The sequence below is a fragment of the Embleya sp. AB8 genome, from assembly GCF_049739465.1.
Classification (GTDB): Bacteria; Actinomycetota; Actinomycetes; order Streptomycetales; family Streptomycetaceae; genus Embleya.
Genome location: NZ_JBMHHY010000004.1, coordinates 351049 through 374337, shown reverse-complemented (window position 1 = coordinate 374337; position 23289 = coordinate 351049). Strand labels below are relative to the sequence as shown.

Genomic DNA, 23289 nt, shown 5'->3' with positions numbered 1-23289 from the left:
GGGTGGGGACGCGGATGACCGGCAGGCCGAGACTAGGAACGCCCGGTGGTCGGGCCACAGATGCCGAGTGGTCGGAATGCGGGCGCGGCCGGCAGGGGGTGCGCCGGCCGAACGGCACATGACCTTCGGCCAAACCTTGGGCGCGGCTCGCCGGCCGGGCCTCGGGGCGGCGGCGCGCGGGTATCGTTCGGCGCACCGCACCCGGGGATCGGACAGGGGAACACATGGCCGGATCGATATCGATATCGACTGCCCGGCCGATGGCCTGGGTGCCGCCGACGGTCTATCTCGCGGTACTGGCCGGCGGGCTGTACGGCGCGGTGGTGGCGGACGGTCCGGTTCGGGCCGGGCGCCTGGCCGGGTTCGCCGGATGCCTGCTGGTGCTGCTCGTGCTCGACGAGGTGGAGCGACGCCGCTGTCCCGACAAAACGCCGCCGAGGCCGGCGGTGCTGCTCCTTGGCGGGCGACTCGCGCTGTTCGGGGCGGCGGTCGGGCTGGATCGTTCGGGGGTCTCCCGGGCGCTGTTCGTACTCGTGCCGCTGACCGCCTGCGTCGCGTTCGGGCGTCGGGTCGGGGTGGCGCTGAGCGCGGCGTGCCTGGGGGTGATCCTGCTCGGGAACGTGTTGTGGGTGCCTGGGTGGTACGTGCGCGCCGACATCGTCACCGAGCTGCTGATGGCCGGACTGGCCCTGGTACTCGCCGCCGCATTGGCGGTGGTCGCGGTGGGCGAGCAGGCGGGGCGGCTGCGGCTCGCCGACGCGCTGGGCGAACTGCGGGAATCGCACGCGCGGTTGGCCGAGTACGCGGAACGAGTCGAGCGATTGTCCGCGGTGCGTGAACGCAATCGGCTGGCCCGCGAGTTTCACGACGGACTCGGCCATCACCTCACCGCGATCGCCATCCAGTTGGAGAAGGCATCGGCGTTTCGCGACCTGGATGCCCGGGTCGCCGAGCGGGCACTGGCCGACGCGCGCTGGTCGGCAAGCCGGGCCCTGGACGAAGTACGGGTGTCGGTACGGGCGTTGCGGGACGAGGGGGAGCCGTTCTCGCTGTCGGCGGCGCTGAGCGAGTTGGTGCGGCACGTGGCCGGCGGGCCGGCGCGGGTGACACTGGAGATGTCGGGGGACGAACACGGCTACCCCGTCGAATCGCTCACCGCGCTGTATCGCGCCGCCCAGGAGGGGTTGACCAATGCTCAGCGGCATGCGGACGCCGGGCGGGTGACCGTGTCGGCGCACTGTGGTCGGGACGAGGCGCGGTTGGCGGTCGCGGACGACGGGCGCGGCTTCGAGGTCGATCGGGAGGATGCCCTCGCGGGCATCCGGGACGGGTTCGGCCTGCGGGCGATGCACGAGCGGATCGAGCTGCTCGGTGGCCGGGTCGAGGTGGCGGCAACACCCGGACGGGGCACGACGGTTGCCGTCACCGTGCCGCGAGTGCCGGTCCGGGCCGAGGCGGTGGCCCGATGAGCGCGGATCGGGACGACCCGGTACGGGTGTTGGTGGTCGACGACCAGGAACTGGTCCGCGAGGGGATCGCGTCGCTGCTCGGCATCCAGCCCGGGATCAGCGTGATCGGCGCGGTGTCGGACGGTCGCCGCGCGGTGACCGTCGCGGTCGCCGAGCAGCCCGACGTGGTGCTGATGGACGTGCGGATGCCGGTCCTCGACGGGGTCGCCGCGACCTGGGAACTGACCGAACGGGCGCCGAGCTGCCGGGTGATCATGCTGACCACGTTCGACGACGACGAGTACGTGGCCGACGCGTTGCGCGCGGGGGCGATCGGCTACCTGCTGAAGAACCTGCCGGCGGCGCAACTGGCCGCCGCCGTACGGCTGGCCCGAGACGGGGTCGCCCAACTCGACGCCTCGATCACCCGCCGGCTGGCCGCCGGCCTGACCCGTCCGGAACCGCCGCCTCCCGCCGCGCCGGACCCCGGCCTGCTGACCGGACGCGAGACCGAGGTGCTCCGGCTGATCGCCGGCGGATCGACCAACCGGGAGATCGCCGCCCGGTTGTTCCTGAGCGAGGGCACGGTCAAGAACCACATCTCCCGGATCCTGTCCCGGCTCGGCCTGCGCGACCGCACACACGCCGCGATCTACGCCCACGATCGCGGTCTGCTGTGAGCGGGGGCGGGGGCCGGGGCCGGCGACCTAATCGGCACCCGGGCGGCGGGACTTCGGCAGGAACAATACCGAGTTGACGTAGCGGCGGTTGAACGGTGCCAGGGTGCGGCGCAGCAGGCCGCGGTCGGCCACATGGGCGGTGCGGGACTGGTGGGCGGCCAGGTCGAAGTCGGCCAGCGGGAGCCACCGTCGGCCGGGCAACACCCAGCCCCGGTAGCCGAGTTCGGTCAGGAAGTCGAGCACGGGCGCGGGGCACTGGATGCGCGCCTCCAACTCGATGAACAGGGCCGGGCGGTCGCGGCGGATGATCGCCTCGGCGCCGTGCAGTACCGCCGGTTCGCTGCCGTCCACGTCGATCTTGACGAACGTGACGTCGGTCGCCGCCAGGTCGTCCAGGCGGACGCAGGGCACCTCCACCGCCCGGTCGTGGATGGCCCGGCGGACCAGCGACGACACGCCCCGATCGCCGCGATCGCCCGGCGGGAGCCACAGCGCGACGGTGCCCTCGGCCCGATCGCCGGCCGCCGCCGCGACCACCCGGATGTTGGCCGGCCCACCCGCGCCGATCAGTTCGGCCAGGTGTGGGACCGGCTCCACGGTCAGCACCAGGTCGGCGCGCCGGGCCAGCCGGCGCGACCAGGGCCCATACCAGCCGCCCACGTCCACCGCGGTGCCGCCGCGCGGGACGAAGTCGGCCAGTCGGCGCAACTCCGGTTCGAAGCGCGGATACAGCACGTCGACGGCGGTGCGGACCAGCCTCGGCGGCACCCGGGGGGCAAGCCGCGCGGCGAGTGTCACGACCCGGTCCGCTCGGTGATCCGGGCGTGTTCGGCGGCGGAGACCGGGACACCGGAGGAGGGCAACAACTGCGGGATGCCGTCCAGGATCGGATAGCGGCGGCGCAGCCGGGGGTTGTACAGGGCGTCCTCCGGGCCCAGCAGGACCAGCGGGCCCTTGTCCAGCGGGCAGGCCAGGATCCGCAGCAGCGGGTTGTCGGGTTCCATCGGGCGACTCCTCTACCGGGCGGTCGATTCGGCGATTCGGCGGGCTATTGCCGCACGGGCACGGGGACTTCGTCGTGGCGCGGCAGGACGAGCAGGACGGTGACCGCGAGCGCGGTGCCGGCCAGGCGCAGGGTCAGCCGCGGCAAATCGGCGGGCAGCGACTCGCCGAAGGCGAACGTGCCCACAACGGCGGTGAACAGCGCGGACACCGTGGTGCACACCGGCACGATCAGCGACGCCCGACAGCGCTGCAGCGCGGTCTGGGACAACACCAGGCCGGCGGCGCCGGTGCCGACCAGGAGGTACGGGTAGGGCGAACGCAGCAGTGCCAGGGCCGCGTTGCCGACACCGTGCGTGGTCAATCGGCCGGCGACGCCCTTGATCGCGAGCGAACTGACCCCGTACAGCAGGCCGACCGCCACGCCGTACTCGACGCCGGTCCCGGCCGGCCGATTCGGGTCCCGGTCGCGCCGCGCGGCGGCCAGGTAGAGCCACAACCCGGCGGCCAGTGCGGGCAGGCAGACCACGAGCAGTCGGCCGACCGGAGCCCGCTCGCCGACCGCGTCCGAGTCGCGCAGCGAGCCGACCACCATGGCCAGTGCGGCGAGTACGGCCAGTACACCGGCCCGTTCGCGAGCGGTGGGCCGCTCACCGAGCACCGTCGCGGACAGCAGGAGCAGCAAGACCAGGCCGGCCACGAAGATGCCCTGCGCGGCGGCGATCGGCAACGTGCGATAGACCGCGAGTTGCGCGGCGAAGCCCGCGGCGAGCGCGAGCGAGCCGGCCAACCACAGCGGGCTGCGCAGCAGCAGTCGGACCACCCGCAGCGGGCGGCCCGCGGTGAGCGCCGGCAGGCCGGTCAACGCCCGCTTCTCCAGCACGAATCCGCTGCTGTAGAGGACGTTGGCGAGCAGTGCCGCGGCGACTCCCCACCACATGGCTAGGCCCGCCGCGCGTGGACGAGCAGGATCGAGGCGAGCGAGGGGGCCGCGCACACGGCCCGGTCCAGGGGGCGTAGGACGCGCGGCACGCCGTGGAACGGTGCCCCGCCGAGCCGGATCACCTCGAAACCGGACGCGGTGAGGAACTCGCGGAGCGCGCGGGCGGTGTACAGCCGCAGGTGGCCGACCACCTGGGCGCCGGGGCGGCCGTGGATCCCGCGCAGGCTGACCTCGGAGAAGATCGGTTGCACGCCGGCCAGGAGCAGTGCGCGGTTGTACCAGGCGGCCAGGTTCGGGGTGGAGAGCATCAGGTGGCCGCGCGGTTTGAGTACGCGGCGCAGTTCGTCGAGCGCGGCGTCCGGGTCCACCAGGTGTTCGAGCACCTCGCCGAACAACACGGCATCCACACTCGCATCGGCCAACGGCAGCCCGCCGTCCGTGAGTTCGCCGCGTACGCGGTGGCGCAGCCGGCCCGCCGCGCGGCGCAGCGCGTCCTGCGACCAGTCGATCCCGACCAGGGTGTGTCCGGCGAGCAGTGGTCCGGCGACCGAGGCCGCAAAGCCGTCGCCGCAGCCGATGTCGACGATCAGCGCCGGTTCCGGGCCGAGCGCGCGGGCCAGCATGACGGCCTGGCGGCGGCTGCGTTCGGGGCCGGAGGCCACCGGTACGGCGGGGTCCTCGTAGAAGTCGCGCAGCTCGGCGGGGCGCAGGTCGTGGGTGTCGGTCATGGTGCGCCGCCCTCGGTCGGCGGGACGGCCGAGACCGCGGCCAGGGATTCCGCGAAGAAGCCGTAGAGCCGTCGCCCCGCCTCGTCGTCGAGCAGGGCGCGCGACCAGCGCAGCGCCACGTGCAGCCGGTCGCCGGTGCCGGTGGTGGTCAGGGTGAGTCCCCGGGGCATCCGGGTGGGCGCCGAGACCCAGACCGCGTCGGCGCGGCCGGCGTCGCCGAAGTCGAGCGGGTAGGGGATCCGGCCCAGATTGCTGAGCAGGGTGCTGGACGTCCACGGGCCGATCGCCCGGCCCAGGCCCCGGGTGAGCGCGGCGCGCAGCCCGACCGGGAGCACCGGCGCGGTCAGCAGTGCGGCGCCGCGGCCCAGTGGTGGTCGGCGGATCGCCTTGAGTTCGGCGGTGCGGCGGGCGGTGCGGCGGAGCAGTTCGGCGATCTGGTCCGGGCCGGGTTCGCCGGCGTATTCCCGGGGGCCGAAGCGGACTTCGACCAGTCGGGTGCCGTTGCCGATCGGCATCTCGACGCCGCGCGGGCGGTCGTCGATCGGCATGGTGATCCGGATCGGCCGGGTGGGCGCGTCGTGCAGCCGATTCCAGCGGGCGATCATCAGGCATGTGGCGACCAGGAGGCGGTCGTTGACGGTGTGGTCGGCGCCGGGTGGGCGGGGGCGGACCGGGAGTTCGCCGAGCAGCACGCCGTTGCCGACGCGCCGGCCCGGGTGGGCGGCGGGGGCCGGGGCGACCCGGGCCGAACGGGCCAGTGGCGGGCCGGGATCGAGGGTGGGTCCGGCCGGGCGGCCGGGGGCGGGGCGGGCCGAGTGGTTCGGCGGTGGGTCGGCCGGTTCGCCGGCGCCGCCGTACAACTCGGCGGTGCTGGCCAGGACGCGCAGGAAGGCGGGGCCGTCCAGGGCGGTGTGGTGGATCGTGCACAGCAGGACACAACCGGCGGCGGTCGGCGAGGAGCGGATCACCTCCAGTCGGATCGGCGGGGCCAGGGACAGTGGTGGTGCCTCGGCCAGGGCCACCGCGCGGGCCCGGGCCAATGCGTCCGGTCCGGCCGGCGGGAAGCCGACCGGTTCGAGGTCGGGCGCGTCGGTGAGTTCCCATTCGTAGCGTCGCCGATACCACCGCCCGGGCGCCTCGCGGACCAGCGCCCGGGCGTGCCGGCACAGCGCGGCCCGGAACGCGGCGCGCAGCCGGGCCGGTTCCGGTTGCCCGGGCAGCCGGATCTCCATGTGCACGGCGATCGGCTCGCCCGGCCGCTGGTGTTGCCGGGAGAATTCGTCGACGAGCGGGAACGGGATCCGGGCGAGGGCCGGCTCGGCCGGATGGTCGCGCCGAGCCGGACGCACTGCGGTCATGGTTGTTCGTTCCCCTTACCGTCGGGTGGCGGGAGCGTCGGCAGTGTCGGCAACTCGGCCGTGTCGGCCTCCCGATCCGGTCCTGCGTGGTGTGTGGTCGGCTGCGCCTGGGGCTCGGTCGACGCCGCAGCGGGCGCGCCCGGGGCCGGCGGTTCGTCGGGCCGCGGCGGTGCCACCGGCACCGTCCCGGGCTCGGCCGTGGACACCACCGCGCCGGGCGGCGGGGGAGCGGCCGGCGGGGGTGGGAAGAGCGCGGCGAGGCCGCCGTACTCGGGGTCCGGCGCGCCGGCCGGGGTGGCGCCGGATCCGGGTCCGCCGACCGGCGGATGGGCCCCTTCCGCGAGATCCGAGGGCGACCGGCGTCGCCAACTCCCGTACCACGGCCCGGGGTTCGCCCCGGTCGAGCCGTCGTCCCGAGCCGACTCGCCGCCCACCGTCACCAGCGCCGCGCACACCGCGATCAGCGCCAATGCCTGGGCGGCCGGCCCGAACGAGCCCTCGCCGTCGACCAGCGCGTCATTGGCCCCGGTCGCCGCCGCGATCCCGGCGCCGGCCATCGCGACCAGCGCGATCGGGACCAGGAGGCGGTGTCGCAGGTGGGCGACCACGGCCAGGGCCGGTACGAGCAGCGCGAGCGGCCCGGCGACGAAGACCAGTACGGCGGTGAGCGCGAGCAGGCCCAGGATCGGGCCGGGCGCGGGCGGGTCGATCGGCAACGCGTGGTCGGGGTCGGCCGGGCCCGCGTCGCGGCGGCGGACGAAGGCGAGCGCGAGCAGTGCGAGCAGCGCCACGCCGCCGCCGATCAGTCCGCCCCGGTACACCTCGCCCGGTTCGTAGCTGAGCTCTACCGTGCCGGCCGCGCCCGCCGGGACCAGCCAGCCCTGTTGCCAGCCGTCGATCCGTACCGACGTCAGCTCCTTGCCGTCGAGTGTGGCCTTCCAGCCGGAGTTGTGGTTCTCGTACATCTGGAGGTAGGTGGCCTCGCCGGCCCCCATCCGCACGCTGCGCCGGTCGCCGCTCCAGTCGGCGGCCACCGCCGAGCGGGCGGACTGCGGTGCGGTGGACGGCAGTTGGCCTCGGCTGATGGTGATGTCGGTGACCTCGAGCGCGCCCTGGTTGCCTGCCTCGACGGTGTGCGGCCCGCGGCCCAGGGACAGGGTGCCGCCCGGGGCCTCGTCGGCGCACAGCCGGACCCGCACGGGTCGGCGTTCGGTCAGGTCGCGCACCGAGCCGGTCGCGCCGGTCGCGTGCAGGACGCCGTCGACGGCCAGCGGTGGGCCCTGTCCGCACGGCAGGGTGAACCGCGCCGACGGGTCCGGCGGCGGGGTGCGCAGCTTGTCCAGCGCCGGCACGTAGATCTCGCCGAGCCCGACCGGGAGTTGCAGGCGGTCGTCGGCGAGCGGGTTGTGGATGGTCAGTGGGGCGACCTTGCTGATCGTGATGGTGAGTCGGTCGGTGGTGATCGGTTCGAAGCGGACCAGGCCGTTCTCGTCGACGGACGCGGTCGCCGAGCCGTTGGGCGAGCTGATCAGCACCTGCTCGGGGCGGGTGGACAGGCCGCCGGCCGGGGCGAGCACCATCCGGTCGATGGTCTCCCGGCCCGGCCAGCTCAGCTGGATCACCGGGCGGTCGCCGGCGATCCACGCGGTGGTCAGGTCGCCGTCGACCAGGTTGCGCGCGCTGAGCCCGGGGGCGGTATGCGCGGTGGATTCGGCGGTGGCGGTGATTCGGCGGGCCTGGTTCGGTGCGGCGCTCACCACGAGTCGGTCCAGGTCCGGGCCGGGGTTCGCGGTGGCGCGGATGTCGAAGCCGAGGGTGGCGTCGGCGGGGGTGGTGAACCGGCGGTGTAGTCCGTCCTCGGCGGCCACCGGGGACAGTGCGGCCGGGTCGTTGTCCCGGTGCAGCGACCAGATCTGGTTCGGCGCGTCGGACGCGGCGGCGTCGGTGGGCAGTTGCAGCAGTCGGGAGACCTGCAGGCCCGGGATGGACACCTCGGCGAATCCGGCGCCGGAGAGCCCGGAGCGGGTGGACTGCGCGGCCAGGATGGTGAGTTTGAGCCACTTGGCCTGCCCGGCGGGCGCCTTGACGGTCTGCGGTGTGCCGTCCGGCTGCAGGTTGCTGTCCTGTGCGCCGCGATCGGTCTCGATCCGGATCCGGGTCGGCGCGGCCCGCATCCCGTCCCCGGGCAGCGGGGTCACCCGCAGCGTCGCGGGGATGTCCTTGGGCCCGGTGAACTCCACCCGCAACCACTGCCCGACCGGTCCGTCCGCGCTGCCCTCGGCCCACGCGGTCGCCGGGTCGCCGTCGAACGCGTTGACCGGGTCGTACTGCGGCAGGTGGAAGAGCCAGTTGCCGCTGCTGGAGGCGGTCACCGACGCGGCGCCGCGCAGCACCGCGGTGGTCTGGTGGGCGACGCCCGACACCGGGAGGATCTGCTTCGGCGGGTCGCCGGCGCCCTGCGAGCTGTCCGGCGGATTGTGTTCGCCCGCGGTGTAGGTGTACGAGGTGTTGGCGTTGACCAGGCCGAAGCGGGTGTCCGCGCGGCGCAGTCCGTCCGCGGTGATCTGGGTGGCGGGTTTGTCGATGCCGGGGTGCTTGTCGCCGGTGAGTACGGTCGGGTGCTCGCGCATCGTCGGGTCGGCGGACAGTTGCATCAGCGCCTCGGGGCCGCCGCTGAGCAGCGCGGTGTCGGCGACCGCGCGGCCCCCGACCCGGCCCGGTCGCGGGGTGCCGGCGGGCGGTTCGTAGATCTCCACGGCCTGCCGCCGGGTGTAGAGGCCCTGTACCTGGATCGGGGTCTCCTCGGGGATCCGGCCGCCGGTGATCAGCGGCCCGAATCCGGTCACCCGGTGGTAGCCGGAGGCCTCCAGGGTGCGTTCGACCACGAGCGGCGGGACGTAGCCGATCTGGTCGGGGTCCAGGTCGTTGCGCACCACGACGGTGTACAGGCCGGCGCGGGCCAGGAAGTCGCGCAGTCCGGGTACCTCGCCGCCGGTGAGCAGGGCCTGCTCGATCGCGTCGGTCATCCGCCGCGCGCCGGGGGTCCCGAACGGGACGAAGTCCCGTTGCGCCCACGGGGAATCGGCCAGTGGGTCGAGCGGTTCGTCGATCGGCGAGCCCCACGTGTACAGGCCGTGCGCGGTGGCCGGGACGACCAGGGCGCGGGTGTCGGCGGAGTTCTGCTTCAGCCAGTCGGCGGTCTGTTGCCAGTGGTGCGGCAGCTTCTTGAACGCGCCGGGCTGCAGGATCGTCCCGTTCAGGTAGGGCCAGGCCAGACCGGGCAGGATCAGCAACGCGGCGACGGCGGGCACCAGGCGCGCGTTGACCACCGGCCGCGCGGGCCCGCGCACCGTGCCGACCAGGTGGGTCAGGCCCAGGATCAGCGCCAGGGCCAGTCCCGGTTGGAACTTGTAGATGTTGCGGAACGGCCGCAGCGGCCCGTCCACCCAGTCGCGGACCGGCCCGTGGAACGGCGCGCCGAGCGAACCCGCGTAGCCGGCCAGCGCGATGGCCACCACGGTCAGCACGACCAGCGACAACCAGCGCCGCTCGGGCAGATCGCGCCGGGCCAGCCCGGCCAGGCCGAGCGCGGCGGCGAACGCCGAGCCCAGGATGGTGATCGCCGAGGTGGCCACCGTCCACCCGGCGGGCAACCACGGCTCGCCGAAGTTCAGATACGCCACCCAGTCGCCCGCGCCGCGCAGCAGTTCGGTCGCGGACATCGTGCTCGTGGTGGTGTCCGCCTGCTCGACGTAGGGCAGGAAGTTCTCCCCGTACACGCCCAGCAACAGCAGCGGGACCACCCACCACGCGGTCGCCAACACCACACCCAGAACCCACCAGCCGAGCAGCGGCCATCTGCGCGGTCCGGCCGGCCGGCTGAGCAGGTACAGCCCGACCGGGAGCAGCGCGGCCAGCGTGGAAGCGGCGTTGACCCCGCCCATGAACGGGATCAGCAGCGCCGAGCGGGTCGCGGCGGCGCGCGGGCTCAGCCGGGTGTTCAGCAGCGGAAGCAACACCCACGGCAGCAGTGCGCCGGGCAACACGGCGGCCGAGGTGGAGCCGATCACGATGGTGAACGTGGGCCACAGCGCGTAGCCGACCGCGCCGAGCAGCCGGCTGCGCGAGGTGCCCACACGAAGCCGTTCGGCCAGCCGCAGTGCCCCCCAGAACGCGCCGGTGACGATCAGCGAGAGCCACAACCGTTCGGCCAACCACACCGGCAGATGGACCAGATCGGCGAGCGCGTAGTAGGGCAGGATCGGGAACGCGTAGCCCACGTACTGGTCGGTGAGGCCGCCGAAACCGGCCCGGTCGTGCCACAGGCTGCCCAGGTCGCCGAGGAAGCCCCACGGGTCGGTGACCACGCCGAGTTTGGTCTCGAACGTCATCCGGCCCGGCGAGCGGGCCAGGAACGCCAGGAAGACCAGCGCCCAGAACCCCGGCAACCAGCGCCTGCCGCGCGGTCGGTCGGCCGGTGGTTCGGCCGCCGACGGCACGGCGGGCGGCTCGGCCGGCCGCGCCGGGGGGAGGGACAGGGTCGTCTCAGCCACGAGTGCCTCCTGCAAAGCGCGCGCGATACCCGGGCGCCGGGGAGCCGGCAGCGGGACCGACGGATGCGTCGGGCGATGGCGCCGCCGTCACGGGCACCGCCGAAGAATGAGGAGCAGGTTCCAGGTGATGAGCTCCCGCAGGCCGGGCACGCGGGTGACCGCGCCGGGGAGGAAGGGCCAGTAGCGCGAGCGCGCGGACACCACCGCCACGTCCGGGCGGGCCCGGACGTGGCGCAGCGTGGGGCCGATGTGTACGGCGTACAGGTTCTCGCCCAGGGTGTGCTTGGCGGGTCGGCCGGTGCGGCGCAGGTAGCGGGCGCGGGCACGTTCGGCGCCCAGGTAGTGCCAGGGTGCCCATTCGTGGCCGCCCCACGGGGAGAACCAGTTGGTGAAGGAGACGTAGATCAGCCCGCCCGGGCGGGTGACCCGGACCAGTTCGCTGAGGAACGTGCGTGGGTCGGCGACGTGTTCGAGCACGTTGGAGGAGAAGCACACGTCGGCCACGCCGTCCGCGAGGGGCAGCAGATAGCCGTCGGCGACGACCGCGCCCTCGGGCGGGGTGCCGCGCGCGGTCAGCTCGCGCAGGTCCGGCTCGAAGAGGAATCCGTGCGCGCCGCGCCGGCGGAACTCGCGGGTGAAGTGGCCGCTGCCGCCGCCCACGTCCACCACGACCCGGCCGCGCAGCCGCACGTGCCGCTCGACCTGGTCGGCCGCGTCGCGGGCGAGCAGGTCGTAGCACCGGTCCGGGTCGCGCTGCTCGTGCCGGAAGGCTTGGCACAGCGCGATGGATCGGCGCAGCGACGGGTCCTTCACGCGGTCACCACCCGGTGCCGGTGCCGGTGTCGCGGCCGGCGGCTTCCGCGGCCACCGCGCGGAACTGCCGCACGGTGGCGGTCCAGCGGTAGCGGGCGGCGCGCAGTTCGGCCGCCCGGCGCATCGCGGCGCGGCGGTCGGGGCTGAGCGCGAGGGTGCACCACGCGGCGGCGAACGAGCTTTCCCCGTGGGCGAGTACGCCGGTGACGCCGTCGTCGATGGAGTCGCGAAGCCCGGGGATGTCGAAGCCGATCGCGGGGGTGCGGCGGGCGGCGGCCTCGGTGACCACCAGGCCCCAGCCCTCGACCAGGGAGGGATGCAGCAACAACCAGGCCGAGCACAGGAGTCGGTGCTTCTCCGCCTCGGAAATGTGTCCGGTGAACAACACCCCCGGTCCGGCGAGCGCGCGCAGCCGATCACGTTCGGGGCCGTCGCCGACGATCACCAGCCGGCCGCCGGTCACCGGGCGGACCCGCTCCCACAGCCGCAGCAGCAGGTCGATCCGCTTGTACTCGACCAGCCGGCCGACCGCCAGGAACAGCGGTCGGTCCGACTCGGGGAGCAGCGGGCCGGGTTCCTCGACGCCGTTGTGCACCACCCGGATCCGGTCGGCCGGTACGCCGAGCGTACGCAGCGCGGCGGCGGTGGAGCCGGACACCGCGACGATCAGATTGCCCCGATGGGCGCCGGCCAGGCCCCAGCGCTCCAGGCGGCGGCCGAGCCGGGCGGCCGGGCCGGGAAGGCGCATCCCCCACTGGTCGGTGTGCACGTGGTTGACCAGACACAGGGTGGGGCCGCGGTGCCACAGCGGGGTCAGATAGGGCAGCCCGTTGCACACCTCGACGAGCAGATCGCAGCCGCCGACCCGGCGGTCCAGGGCCCGACGGGCGCGCAGGTAGTGGTCGGCGTCGCCGCCGGCCGAGATCACCCGGTAGTCCCGCTCGGCGGCGGGCCCGCCGCACAGCAGGGTCACCCGGTGTCCCCGGGCGGTGAGCCCGTCGGCCAGCCGGTCGATCAGGAACTCGGACCCGCCGGCGGCCGGGTTGGCCAGGTCGCGGCGGGCCAGGAAGACGATGCGACGTGGGGAAGGGTGCGGACGCGGCGGTGGCCGGCGGGCCTGCGCCGACGGGGGTTCGACCGACGACAGGGGCGTCACCGGACGCAACGCGGGGGGTACGTGCTGGGGCATGCGAGCTCCAACTCGTCTCTGGCCTGGATCGAACGAGGTCGGTTCGCGAAACGGTCCAAGAGGTCGAACGTGGTGCCGGTGCGTGGGAAGTACGGGATGTGCGGGGTGAGTTCGTAGTTTTGGGCACGCCGTGCGGGGTTGCTACTCACCCAGGTGACAACTTTCGTCGCGGCCGGCTCCGACGAACCGTCAACTCGGTGCCGGTCGGCCGGCGGCCGGCCCGGCCACCGGTGCCGATCGGCGCCGGCGCGGGTGCCGCGCGCCCTGCTCGCGCGGGCCGCGGACCAGCAGGACCACCCCGGCCGCGGTGAGCACGGCACCGAGCAACGAGGCCACCAGCGGGGCGAGTTCGCCGACCACGGTCAGCTTGGTGTCGTCGTGCTTGGCCAGGTCGACCTGTTTGCGCTGGGTCTCGGGGGTGAACTCGATCCGGTCGCTGTTCAGGAGCACCACCGACGCGGTGGCCGCGTCCGGCGCGCGCAGGGTCTTGCGCGGCGCGATCTTGGCGTTGATCACCCGCCCGGTGCGCTGATCGACGACCAGGTCGACGCCGGCGTTCGCGTACCACTCCTCGGCGATCACCTGGCCCTGCGCGGGCAGCCCGACCAGGGTGCCCGGGACCTGCCGGGTGCCGATCCGGGTGTCCGGCACGGTGCCGGTGAAGCGGTAGCCGGTGTGTCCGCGCACCTTCGCGGTGCCGCGGTAGTCGAGCGGGATCGCCGCCCCCAACGTCTCGTCCCACCAGCGGTATTGCCGCTTCTCCAGGTCGAACGGGAACTTCAGGAACGCCTCGCCCGCAATCGCCGGCGTCTCCCCGCAGCAGTGCACGGGCGCATTGGTGCGGCGGTCGGTCACCCAGCGGGCCACCGTCCACTGGTACGACTTGCGCGGGTCGTGCCAGGTGAGCGTGTCCGGCGTGTCGATCGTGGTGGACACGTCCCACACCGCCCGACCGCTGCGCTCGGACTCGGCGACATTGCCGAGCACGTGGCGGGTGACGGTGAGCGTCTTGTGGTCGACCGGTTTGAGGGTCGTGGTGTCGAAGTAGCTGCCGGTACCGGCGAACACCACGGTGTCGTCGATGTCGACGGGGGTGCGCTTGGCCTGCGGTTCGACGTACCAGGCCAGCATCGCGGCCAGCACGAGCAGGAAGACTCCGGCGCCCAGCAGGAGCAGGGACGGGATCGACGAGCGGGACGAAGTGGTGCGGCGCATCCGGCACTCCTGACGGCGAGCGGCCTCGGGGACGTGCACGTCTGTCTCAGGCCGGGAACCGTAGGCGCACTCTTGACGGAGTGTCAATACACCTCGCACACTGTGCTGATATAGAGCCGGTGCATGGGAATGGGCGGGGTGCCCTCCGATCGAGAGGCTCGTCGAAGCATGCACAGACTGCTCGCCGCCGGATCGACCGTGATCCTCGCCGCCGCCCTCGCCGTGGGAGCCGCGTTCGGGATCGTCGCCGCGCTGCACACCACGCCCGATCAGCCGAACACCCCCCTCGTCTCGTTCCGGAACGATCCGCCGCCCCCGACCGCGCAGCCCTGATGCCGAGCCCGCGAGCCGGGAACCGCAGCCGGCAACGGCCGTTCGTGCGTTCGGGCACCGGCGTCGACCATCCGCCGCGAGGGAGAGGCGACATGAGCGTGCGCACCGCCTGGCGGGATGTACCCCGGCCGCAACTGCGCCGGTTCGCCGATCTGGCCATGGCCGAGATCCCCGAGCTGGCGCGGGACATCCTGCGCGACATCCGGATCGAATATCCCGGCCTGCCGCTGGTGCCGGACGAGTCGGGCGAGCCGATGGCCCTGGTCGCCATCCGCCACGCCCTGGTCGACTTCGTCGAACACCTGCTCGCCACCGACGACCGCAGGCACGAACGCCTGGAGATCTTCGAGATGTTCGGCCGCGCGGAGGTGCTCCAGGGCCGCACGCTCGATTCGCTCCAGGCGGTGTATCGGCTGGGCGTACGGCTGGCCTGGCGGCGACTGGCCGAGATCGGCCAGCAGGTGGAGATCCCGCCGCCGGCCATGTACGAACTGGCCGAGGCGGGCTTCGAGTACCTGGACGGGCTGGTCGCCCAGTCCGTGCACGGCTACGCGGAGGCGGCGGCCCGGCAGGTGGGCGAACGACTGTGGGCGCAGAAACGGTTGATCAAGCTGATGCTCACCGAATACGGCACCGAGCCGGCCGGCGCGCTGGCCGAACACGCCGCCCGGATCGGCTGGATGTTGCCCGAACAGGTGGCCGTCGGCGTGCTGTTGCGCCCGGCCCCGGACGCGGTGGCGCCGGCGGTGGGCCGGGATGTGCTCCTGGACATGGAGTGCGAGCGGCCCCGGATGATCCTGCCCGACCCGGACGCGGCCGGCCGCCCCGAACTGCTGCGTCGGGTGATGGCCGGGTGGTCGGGCGCGATCGGCCCGTCCGTACCGCTCGCCGACGCGCCCAAGTCGCTGCACTGGGCGTGTACGGCGCTGCGCCTGATGGAACGCGGCCAACTGCCCGAGGGGCGGGTGATCCGCTGTACCGAACACACCGAGGCGCTGGTCCTGCTGCCGCCCGAGGAACTGATCGAGGACCTGGCCCGGCGCTGTCTGGCACCGCTGGACAACTGCTCGCCCACGCATGCCCGGCGGCTGGCCGAGACATTGCTCGCGTGGCTGGAGACCCGGGGCGGCGCACCGGAGATCGCCGCCCGGCTCGGGGTGCACGCGCAGACCGTGCGCTATCGGCTGCGGCAGATCCGCGAGCTGTTGGGCGACGAGATGGACCGGCCGGATCGCCGCTTCGAACTCGAACTGGTGCTGCGGGCCCGGCGGTTGCGCGACGAACGGCTGGGGGCGGTGCGGGACTGAGCGGGTGGGGCCCGTTGCAGTGTGCGCCCTAGGGGGAGTGGGTCGCCGAAGGCGTGCACGTATGGCAGCTCGGGAGTGACCCGATCGGCGGGTCCCACTGCGTCACCGCGGGGGGCGTCCAGCGTGGCGGGTCGGGGGTGGCGAACGGGCCGGCGTGGTTGTGCATCAGCAGGAGCAGGACCCCGGCGGCGATCAGGGTGAGCACGGTCAGCGTCAGGCCGATGGGGTTTCGCACGTTGTACTCGTAGCGGTGGACCCCCCACCTGCTCCGCTTGAAGACCGGTTCGTCGTCGTTTGGCACGCTCGCCAGCGTAGATCCTCGGGATCGGCCCCTATCGTGCGGGGATGCGGATCGTCGATGGGGAGCCGGTGGCGCTGACCGAGGTCGGCTATCGGCGGGCGCGGCGGGGCGGTGGCGTCGAGGGCGCGCGGTTGCCGGTGGGGCGGTTGCGGGTGGACCGGCTGCCGGCGGGGTGTGACGCGGTGTTGGTGGCCGGTGACCTGCAGGGCGTCGCGCCGTCGCCGTGGGGTGGGCCGCCGGTGCTGCTGGGCGTGGCGTTGGCCGACTTCCTGACGGTGTGGGCGGGGGAGGGGTGGGTGCCGGCGCCGGAGCGGGTCGGTGTGCTGCTCGCGGGCGACCTGTACTCGGCGCCGGCGGCGGATCGGCGCGGGGCCGGTGGGGCGGTGCGGGACGTGTGGTGGGCGTTCGCCGCCGCCGGATGCTCGTTCGTGTTGGGCGTCGCGGGCAACCACGACGTGGTGGCGGCGGGGGAGTTGGCCGAGGCGGGCGCGCGGGTCGCGCTGCTCGACGGGGATTGTGTGGTGGTGGGCGGCGTACGGTTCGGCGGCGTGGGGCGGATCATCGGCGACCCGGCCCGCCCCGGCCGGCGCGACGCGCGCACCCAGACCGGGCTGCTCGATCGGGTACTGGCCGAGGACCCGTCGGTACTGGTCCTGCACGAGGGGCCGCCCGGGCGGGGAGCCGGCCAGGTGGGTCGGGCCGAACTCGCCGCCCGGCTCCGGCTGCGCCCGCCCGCGCTGACCGTGTGCGGGCATGTGGGGTGGGCGGTACCGGTGTCCGCCGCGCCCGGCGGTCGGGTACTCAACGTGGACGGGCGCGTGGTGTTGCTGACCACGTAGTGCCACGCCCGGCGACGTTCACCCCGTCCCGGCGCCCGTCCCGGCGCCGGGGCAAACGTCGCCGGGCGCGGCACTCGCGGCGACCCGATCAGCGTGCGCACAGGGCGTGTTCGACCAGGGCACGGGTGGCCGTGTTGAGGCGGGGCAGGTCGGGTGCGGTGCCGGTGGCGGTGATGGAGATCGCCACTGTGCGCTTGCCGTCGGCGGTCGCGGCGGTGCGGGTGTAGCTGCCCAGGCCGTCGCCCTCGTGGTGCCAGTAGCCGCCGCCGCAGCCGAGCGGGACGTAGCGCAGGCCCAGGCCGTAGCCGCCCTGCGGCCATTCGGCCAGGTCCTCCGCCGGGGCGGTGGCCCGGTCCACGGTGCGGCGCATCTCGGCCAGTTGCGCCGGCGGCAGCAGTCGGCCGCCCATCAGCGCGGCGAAGAACGTGTTCAGATCGGCGGTGGTGCTGACCACGCCCGAGTCGGCGTCGTGCTCGATGCTCGTGTCGGTGGTGTCCACCGGGCCGCCGGGCAGGGCCAGCCGCACCCGGTTGTGCGGGCCGGTCAGGAACGGGTTGGCGCCGGGGACCGAGGTGTCCCGCAGGCCCAGCGGGACGATGATCCGGTGCTCGACCTGCTCGCGCCAGGGCAGCCCGCCGGCGCGCTCGATGATCATCCCGGCGAGCAGGTAGTTGGTGTTCGAGTAGGCCCACCTCGGGTTCGCCCGATCCGGTGTGAAGTTCGGCGCGTGGCGCATCGCGATGGCGACCCAGTCCCGGCCGGGCGTGGCGTCGTTGCGGATCTTCTCGAAGTCGCCGAACAGCGTCGCCTGCACCTGCGGGTCGTTGACGTAGTCGAACAGCCCGCTGGTCTGCCGGAGCAGATCGCGCACGGTGATCCGGGCACCGTCGTTGCCGTTGCCCTTGACCACCCCCGGCAGCCAGTGCTCGACGGTGTCGTCCAGCGACAGGCGGCCCTCGGCGACCAGTTGCAATGCCACGGTCGCGGTGAACGTCTTGCTCGTACTGGCGATCCGGAACCGCGCGTCCCACGGGACGGGGGTGCGGGTCCCCGGACCGGCGGTGCCCGACCTGGCCTGGATCGTGCCGTGCTCGGTCTGCACCCGGGCGACCAGGTTCACCCCGTCGGCCGCCGCCGCCACGGTGCGCAGGTCCTTGCGCAGCGCCGCGTCGTCGTAGCGGCCGGGCTGCCCGCCCGCCGAGGCCGGCACCCCGGCCGACCCGGCCAGCGCCACCGCTGCCACCAGCGCCGCCACGCCACCGCCGATCGCCCGACCACGCCTGCCGATTCGTACTGTCATCGCTTTGTCTCTCCCCGTGTGAGCCGTTCCTTCCGGCTCAAGTACATCGGCGCGCGGCCGCGCGTCCCATCCGGTCAGACCCCGTCCGGGGTGGGCCCACACCCACCCCCGACGGTTCCGGATTCGACGGAATTTCCCAGGTCGGCAAAATTGGTCCAGACCTATTGACAGTCCCGGCGCGCCGGGGCCAGCGTTCGTGCCCCACGCACACCACCCACGCCCGCGGGCACCGCTGCCCGGGCCGGTACGGGAGGCACCGACGATGGAACCACCACGTCCCAGGAAGACCCATGCGCCGCGCAGGTATCTCACCGCGCTGCTCGCGGCCTGCGCACTGGCCTCGGCGAGCCTGGTCACGCTCGCCGCGCCCGCGCCCGCCGCCGGCACCGCCGCCGCTGCCGAACTGATCGTCAACGGCGGCTTCGAGTCCGGCCTGTCCGGCTGGACCTGCTCCGGCGGCAGCGGCAGCGCCACCGGCAACCCCGTACACAGCGGCGCCGGCGCGCTCAAGGCCGCTCCGACCGGCGGGGACAACGCCCGTTGCAGCCAGACCGTGGCCGTTCGGCCCGACTCGGCCTACACCATGTCGGCGTGGGTCCAGGGCTCCTACATCTACCTCGGCGCGAGCGGCACCGGCACCACCGACGTGTCCACCTGGACCTCCTCGGCCCCCACCTGGCAACAACTCACCACGTCGTTCCGCACCGGGGCGAACACCACCAGCGTGACGATCCACCTCAACGGCTGGTACGGCCAACCCGCCTACTACGCCGACGACGTCTCGCTCCTCGGCCCGGGCGGCTCCACCACGATCCCGGCCGTCCCCACCGGCCTGGCCGTCACCGGCACCACCGCGCGCAGCGTCACCCTCGGCTGGGCCGCGGTGCCGGGGGCGACCGGGTACGACGTCTACCGGGCCGACACCAAGGTGGCCACCGTCGCCGGCACCTCGGCCGAGGTGGCCGGCCTGACCCCGCAGACCGCCTACACCTTCTCCGTCGCCGCCACGAACAGCGCCGGTACCTCCGCCCGTTCCGCGCCGGTGACCGCCACCACCGGGCCGGACGGGCCCACCGGGCAGGACCCGACCGGGCTGCCCAAGCGGGTGATGACCGGCTACTGGCACAACTTCGTCAACGGCTCGACGGCACTGCGGCTGCGCGACGTGCCCGCGTCCTACAACCTGGTCGCGGTCGCCTTCGCCGAGGCCGACCGGAGCCGCTGGGGCGCGATCACCTTCGGCGTCGACCCGGGCCTGTCCACCGCGCTCGGCGGCTACACCAACGCCGACCTCAAGGCCGACATCGCCACGATGCACGCACGCGGCCAGAAGGTGATCCTGTCCGTCGGCGGCGAACTGGGCGCGGTCTGGGTCGGCGACGACGCCTCGGCGGCCACCTTCGCGAGCACCGCGACGGGGCTGCTGCGCGAATACGGCTTCGACGGCATCGACATCGACCTCGAGAACGGCGTCAGCCCGACCTACCTGGCCACCGCGCTGCGCGCGGTCCGGGCGCAGATCGGCACATCGCTGATCATCACGATGGCCCCGCAGACCCTGGACATGCAGTCCACCCAGGCGGCCTACTTCCAACTCGCGCTGACCATCAAGGACATCCTGACCATCGTGCACATGCAGTACTACAACTCCGGCACCATGTTCGGCTGCGACCAGAACCTGTACGCACAGGGCGGCGTCGACTTCCTCACCGCCCAGGCGTGCCTCCAACTCCAGGGCGGCCTGCGCCCCGACCAGGTGGCCCTGGGTGTCCCGGCCACCGGCCGTGCGGCGGGCAGCGGCTACGTCCCGCCCGGCGTGGTCGACAACGCGCTGGACTGCCTGGCCCAGGGCACCAGTTGCGGCAGCTACCGACCGACGAGCACATGGCCGACCATCCGCGGTGCGATGACGTGGTCGATCAACTGGGACGCCACCGCCGGTTACGCCCTGGCCGACACCATCTCGGCCCACCTGCGCTCGATGCCCTGACCGGCTCGGCGCGGTGCCGCGTCACAGCGGTCGCAGGTCCGCCCAGAGCACGACCGCACCCGGCGCGAGCGGCGCCGCCTCCCCGGCGGCGCCGCTCGCCCACCACCATCCCTGCCCCGCCCGCACCGCCTCGCCGCCGCCGGCAAGCACATACAACACGCCGGCGTGTCCGGCGGGCAGCGCCACCGGAGTGGTGATCCGCAGTACCCGCGCGGCCCAGCGCCCGCGCCCGGTCATGATGTTGAGCACCCGGCAACCGCCGCCGAGCAGCGTGGCCCGCACCGCCAGGTCCCCGGAGAACACGAACGGCGCGCCCGGTCGATCCAGCCGGTGATCGAGCCCTTCGCCGTCGGCCAGTCGTACGCCGTCGCCGCTCAGCAGGGTGATCGTCCGGTCCACGCCCGGGAACGCGGAGAACGGCCCGTCGGCGGCGACGGTCGCCACACTCGCCCGCCAGCCGAAGTCCCCCGGCTCGGTCGAGTCCGCCGGCCCGGCCGCGATCTCCCGGGTGTCACCCCCGCCGTTGCGCCACACGCCGACCGGCAGTGTCTCGACGTCGAAGAACTGCCGCATGCGCATGCCTGCTTCCGTCGGGGTCTCGGGCGTGGCCTGCCGACTCTCCACGCACCTGTCATGGCGACGCGGCGCGGCCCGGACGGCGGTTCCCGCCCGGGCCCACGCACCACGGCTCCACTCAACCGCGCTTGGCCACGGTGAGCAACACCGCCGAATCCTCCAGCGCGTCCACACTGTGCCGCGACTTGGGCACGACCAGGAAATCCCCGGACCGCCCCTCCCACGACGTCTCACCGCTGACCAACCGCACCCGCCCACGCATCACCAACAGGGTGGCCTCACCGGGGTTGTCATGCTCGGCCAACGTGGTCCCCGAGGTGAGCGCGATCAGCGTCTGCCGCAACACATGCTCATGCCCCCCGTACACCGTGTGCGCACTACGTCCGGTGGTCCCGGCGGCGGCGAGTTCGAGCAGTTCACGGACCTGGGCATCCAGGGAGAGCTTTTCCATAGCGACAGTCTGCACACCACTCCCCGACAATTCCTCCAACGACCCAAACCGGCTCGAAGGCAGGCACGAATGCGAGTGGCGATCCCGATCGGCCTCCAGGCATCGGGGAAAACCACCTTCCGCCGCAGCGTGTTGGCCGCCACCCACGTGCACGTGAGCGCCGTTCGGCCGGCGAAAATCCGCGTGCCGGAGATCGGCGTCCGGGCCACCCTGAAGCGCCTGCGCCCGCCCCGCCCGAACAAGGGCCTCGCCGCCCTGCATGTGGTTCGCCGCGACGGCGTGGGGTCGGGCTGTGGTGGGAGAGCCACGAGCGAGGTGGCCACGACCCGGTGCGCGGGGTGGAGGTGCCGGCCGCTCGGCGGCGGGTGCGGGTGGCGCGGGAGTTGCCGATGCGCGGGGACTATCGGGAACTGGTGGCCGGGCTTGCGGAGGTCGCGATGCGGTGAGCCCTGGCCGGCAGGCGGCGGTCCAGGGTGGTGCGCACAAGCATCGTGGCGAGGGCGGCGGCGGCGAAGGCGGCACCGGTCCAGGGGAGTTGGTGGGTGTCGGTGGTGGCGAGCAGCCGGCCGGCGGTGGTGGTGCCTGCGGTGATGCCCAGGTTGGAGAAGGAGATGAACAGGCTGTTGCCGAACTCCGGGGCCGCTCGGGCGTCGCGGCCGAGCCAGGTCTGGCTGACGATCAGGCCGCCGGAGTGGATCGCGGCCCAGATCGGGACGGCCACCAGCATCGCCGTGGTGTGCGGGCCGGTCGCGTAGACCAGGACGAACACCGCCAGGCAGAGCGCCGGATAGGCCAGCGCCGTGCGGATGGGGTGCCGGCGCAGGAGGGCGCCGAAGGCGAAGTTGCCGAGGATCATCACCAGCCCGAACACCAGGAGCAGGCCGCTGACCCACGAGCCGTCAAGCCCGGTGACCTCGCCCAGGTATTCGGCGAAGTAGCCGTAGACGGAGAACATCGCCGCGAAGATCAGCACCACCGACAGGATGCTCAGCCACATCCGCCCGCTGCGCAGTACGCCGACCTGGTCGCCGTAGGACTGGCGGCGCGCCTCCGGCAGGGTGGGCAGGAAGCGCAGGATGCCCAGGAAGGCGATCAGGTTGATCGCCGCCCCGAACCAGAACGCGGCCTGGAGGGAGAGGTGTTCGGCCAGGTAGGAGGTCAGCGGCACGCCGAGGGCGAAGCCGACGGTGACGCCCGCGAAGACCCGGGTGGTGGCCCGGGTCGCGTCCCGCGCGGGGACCAGGCGCGCGGCGGTGGCCAGGGCGACCGAGAAGAACACCGGGTGGAACACCGCCGGGACGATCCGGAAGGCGAGCATCACGTCGAACCGGGTGGTCAGCGCGTACCCGGCGTTCGAGGCGGCGAAGACCGCGATCGACGTGGCCAGTACGGTCTTGCGGTCGAACCGCGAGGCGAGCAGCGTCATGAACGGCCCGGTGAGCGCGATCACCAGGGCGAAGACGCCGACCAGCAGCCCGGCCGTGGCCGGGGCGACGTCGAGTTCGGCGGAGACCTGGGGCAGGACGCCGACGATGCCCATCTCGGTGGTGATGATCCCGAACACGCCCAGGGCGAGGGTGGCGATGGTGAGGGAGGCGGGTTTCATTGCGGCTTTGCTCGCCTGTCTGTGGGTGGGTGGTCTGCGGGTGGGTGGTGGTCTGTGGATGGTCGCTCGGCTTTGCCCGGCTGCTGATACATATCGAGATATGTAGATGGATCAGGGCGTGGAGATGCCCCGGCCGAGGGCGTCGGTGCGGTCAGAGTTCGGTGCGGACGTGTTCGGCGAAGTCGGCGATCGCGCGTTCGTTGCGGCGGTAGTAGGTCCACTTGCCGATGCGCTCGGAGTCGAGCAGACCCGCGTCCTTGAGGGTCTGGAGGTAGCCGGAGACCACCGACTGGGCCAGTCCCGCCCGCGACTGGATGTCGCCGACGCAGACCCCGATGTGGAAGCCGAGGCCCTGCTGTCGGTAGGAGTCCTCGTCGAAGTACTTCGCGGGTTCCTTGAGCCAGCCCATGATCTGCAGGCGCGTCGGATTGGCGAGTGCCTTGTGTACGGCGAGGGGATCCACGATGCCGCCCTTCTTCGCCCGCGTCGGTCCGGTCTTTCCGCGAGGTTGGATCTAGTTTTCTCGATATGTAGGGAGAATGTCAACTTCGGGGTGTGACCCCGGGCGTGGGGAGGGTGACCGGCAGATCACGATCGGAGGGAAATGTCGGTAAATATTCTGGTTTGGCCGGGTTAGTCACTGGTCCGACGGCTATC

The 23289-nt window shown here is 73.2% G+C and carries 21 protein-coding genes; 6 read left to right on the top strand and 15 right to left on the bottom strand.

All coding sequences use genetic code 11. The annotated features are described in order from the left end of the window. The first annotated feature begins 224 nt into the window (after nucleotides 1-224). Nucleotides 225-1469 (top strand): sensor histidine kinase, encoded by a 1245-nt coding sequence (locus ABIA38_RS08365; RefSeq protein ID WP_424637819.1) that lies wholly within the window; start codon nucleotides 225-227, stop codon nucleotides 1467-1469. Continuing rightward, nucleotides 1466-2128 carry a response regulator gene (locus ABIA38_RS08360; protein WP_424637818.1) on the top strand — a complete coding sequence of 221 codons (663 nt, stop codon included), beginning with the start codon at nucleotides 1466-1468 and terminating at the stop codon, nucleotides 2126-2128. The genes ABIA38_RS08365 and ABIA38_RS08360 overlap by 4 nt, the downstream gene beginning before the upstream one ends. Before the next feature lie 27 nt (nucleotides 2129-2155). On the opposite strand, the gene ABIA38_RS08355 is transcribed toward ABIA38_RS08360, so the two are convergent. From ABIA38_RS08355 to ABIA38_RS08315, 9 genes are all read right to left on the bottom strand, one after another. After that, nucleotides 2156-2926 carry an FkbM family methyltransferase gene (locus tag ABIA38_RS08355; RefSeq protein WP_424637817.1) on the bottom strand — a complete coding sequence of 257 codons (771 nt, stop codon included), beginning with the start codon at nucleotides 2924-2926 and terminating at the stop codon, nucleotides 2156-2158. Continuing rightward, nucleotides 2923-3132, bottom strand: a complete 210-nt coding sequence (locus ABIA38_RS08350) for a Trm112 family protein (protein WP_424637816.1) — start codon at nucleotides 3130-3132, stop codon at nucleotides 2923-2925. Before ABIA38_RS08350 ends, ABIA38_RS08355 begins: the two co-directional genes overlap by 4 nt. Before the next feature lie 44 nt (nucleotides 3133-3176). Further along, nucleotides 3177-4070, bottom strand: coding sequence for a hypothetical protein (locus tag ABIA38_RS08345; protein ID WP_424637815.1), 894 nt, complete (start codon nucleotides 4068-4070; stop codon nucleotides 3177-3179). 2 nt (nucleotides 4071-4072) lie between these two features. After that, complete coding sequence (locus tag ABIA38_RS08340; RefSeq protein ID WP_424637814.1) at nucleotides 4073-4801, bottom strand: class I SAM-dependent methyltransferase; 729 nt, start codon at nucleotides 4799-4801, stop codon at nucleotides 4073-4075. Then, complete coding sequence (locus ABIA38_RS08335) at nucleotides 4798-6159, bottom strand: condensation protein (RefSeq protein WP_424637813.1); 1362 nt, start codon at nucleotides 6157-6159, stop codon at nucleotides 4798-4800. Before ABIA38_RS08335 ends, ABIA38_RS08340 begins: the two co-directional genes overlap by 4 nt. Next, the gene (locus tag ABIA38_RS08330; RefSeq protein ID WP_424637812.1) at nucleotides 6156-10712 is read right to left on the bottom strand and encodes an alpha-(1->3)-arabinofuranosyltransferase domain-containing protein; all 4557 of its coding nucleotides are present in this window, start codon (nucleotides 10710-10712) and stop codon (nucleotides 6156-6158) included. Before ABIA38_RS08330 ends, ABIA38_RS08335 begins: the two co-directional genes overlap by 4 nt. 87 nt (nucleotides 10713-10799) lie before the next feature. Beyond that, nucleotides 10800-11525 (bottom strand): class I SAM-dependent methyltransferase, encoded by a 726-nt coding sequence (locus ABIA38_RS08325; protein WP_424637811.1) that lies wholly within the window; start codon nucleotides 11523-11525, stop codon nucleotides 10800-10802. Between the two features lie 4 nt (nucleotides 11526-11529). Next, nucleotides 11530-12714 carry a glycosyltransferase family 4 protein gene (locus ABIA38_RS08320; protein ID WP_424637810.1) on the bottom strand — a complete coding sequence of 395 codons (1185 nt, stop codon included), beginning with the start codon at nucleotides 12712-12714 and terminating at the stop codon, nucleotides 11530-11532. Between the two features lie 189 nt (nucleotides 12715-12903). After that, nucleotides 12904-13929, bottom strand: coding sequence for a DUF3068 domain-containing protein (locus ABIA38_RS08315; protein WP_424637809.1), 1026 nt, complete (start codon nucleotides 13927-13929; stop codon nucleotides 12904-12906). A gap of 168 nt (nucleotides 13930-14097) precedes the next feature. Here ABIA38_RS08315 and ABIA38_RS08310 point away from each other — a divergent pair, with 168 nt between their 5' ends. Next, nucleotides 14098-14262, top strand: a complete 165-nt coding sequence (locus ABIA38_RS08310) for a hypothetical protein (protein WP_424637808.1) — start codon at nucleotides 14098-14100, stop codon at nucleotides 14260-14262. 92 nt (nucleotides 14263-14354) lie between these two features. Beyond that, the gene (locus ABIA38_RS08305; RefSeq protein WP_424637807.1) at nucleotides 14355-15569 is read left to right on the top strand and encodes a helix-turn-helix domain-containing protein; all 1215 of its coding nucleotides are present in this window, start codon (nucleotides 14355-14357) and stop codon (nucleotides 15567-15569) included. Between the two features lie 28 nt (nucleotides 15570-15597). Here ABIA38_RS08305 and ABIA38_RS08300 read toward each other — a convergent pair whose 3' ends face one another. After that, nucleotides 15598-15870, bottom strand: coding sequence for a hypothetical protein (locus ABIA38_RS08300; RefSeq protein ID WP_424637806.1), 273 nt, complete (start codon nucleotides 15868-15870; stop codon nucleotides 15598-15600). A gap of 44 nt (nucleotides 15871-15914) precedes the next feature. On the opposite strand from ABIA38_RS08300, the gene ABIA38_RS08295 reads away from it, so the two are divergent. Next, complete coding sequence (locus tag ABIA38_RS08295; protein WP_424637805.1) at nucleotides 15915-16709, top strand: hypothetical protein; 795 nt, start codon at nucleotides 15915-15917, stop codon at nucleotides 16707-16709. A gap of 88 nt (nucleotides 16710-16797) precedes the next feature. Here ABIA38_RS08295 and ABIA38_RS08290 read toward each other — a convergent pair whose 3' ends face one another. Continuing rightward, the gene (locus tag ABIA38_RS08290; RefSeq protein WP_424637804.1) at nucleotides 16798-18009 is read right to left on the bottom strand and encodes a serine hydrolase domain-containing protein; all 1212 of its coding nucleotides are present in this window, start codon (nucleotides 18007-18009) and stop codon (nucleotides 16798-16800) included. A gap of 262 nt (nucleotides 18010-18271) precedes the next feature. On the opposite strand from ABIA38_RS08290, the gene ABIA38_RS08285 reads away from it, so the two are divergent. Further along, nucleotides 18272-19999, top strand: a complete 1728-nt coding sequence (locus ABIA38_RS08285; RefSeq protein ID WP_424637803.1) for a chitinase — start codon at nucleotides 18272-18274, stop codon at nucleotides 19997-19999. Nucleotides 20000-20020: 21 nt separating this feature from the next. Here ABIA38_RS08285 and ABIA38_RS08280 read toward each other — a convergent pair whose 3' ends face one another. The 4 genes from ABIA38_RS08280 to ABIA38_RS08265 all read right to left on the bottom strand — a co-directional run bounded on the left by ABIA38_RS08280 (nucleotide 20021) and on the right by ABIA38_RS08265 (nucleotide 23095). Further along, complete coding sequence (locus ABIA38_RS08280; protein ID WP_424637802.1) at nucleotides 20021-20578, bottom strand: HutD family protein; 558 nt, start codon at nucleotides 20576-20578, stop codon at nucleotides 20021-20023. Between the two features lie 115 nt (nucleotides 20579-20693). Next, complete coding sequence (locus ABIA38_RS08275; protein WP_424637801.1) at nucleotides 20694-21026, bottom strand: cupin domain-containing protein; 333 nt, start codon at nucleotides 21024-21026, stop codon at nucleotides 20694-20696. A gap of 400 nt (nucleotides 21027-21426) precedes the next feature. Continuing rightward, a complete protein-coding gene (locus tag ABIA38_RS08270) occupies nucleotides 21427-22632 on the bottom strand; it encodes an MFS transporter (RefSeq protein ID WP_424637800.1) in 1206 nt (401 codons plus the stop codon). A gap of 151 nt (nucleotides 22633-22783) precedes the next feature. Next, a complete protein-coding gene (locus tag ABIA38_RS08265; RefSeq protein WP_424637799.1) occupies nucleotides 22784-23095 on the bottom strand; it encodes an ArsR/SmtB family transcription factor in 312 nt (103 codons plus the stop codon). Nucleotides 23096-23289: the final 194 nt, after the last annotated feature.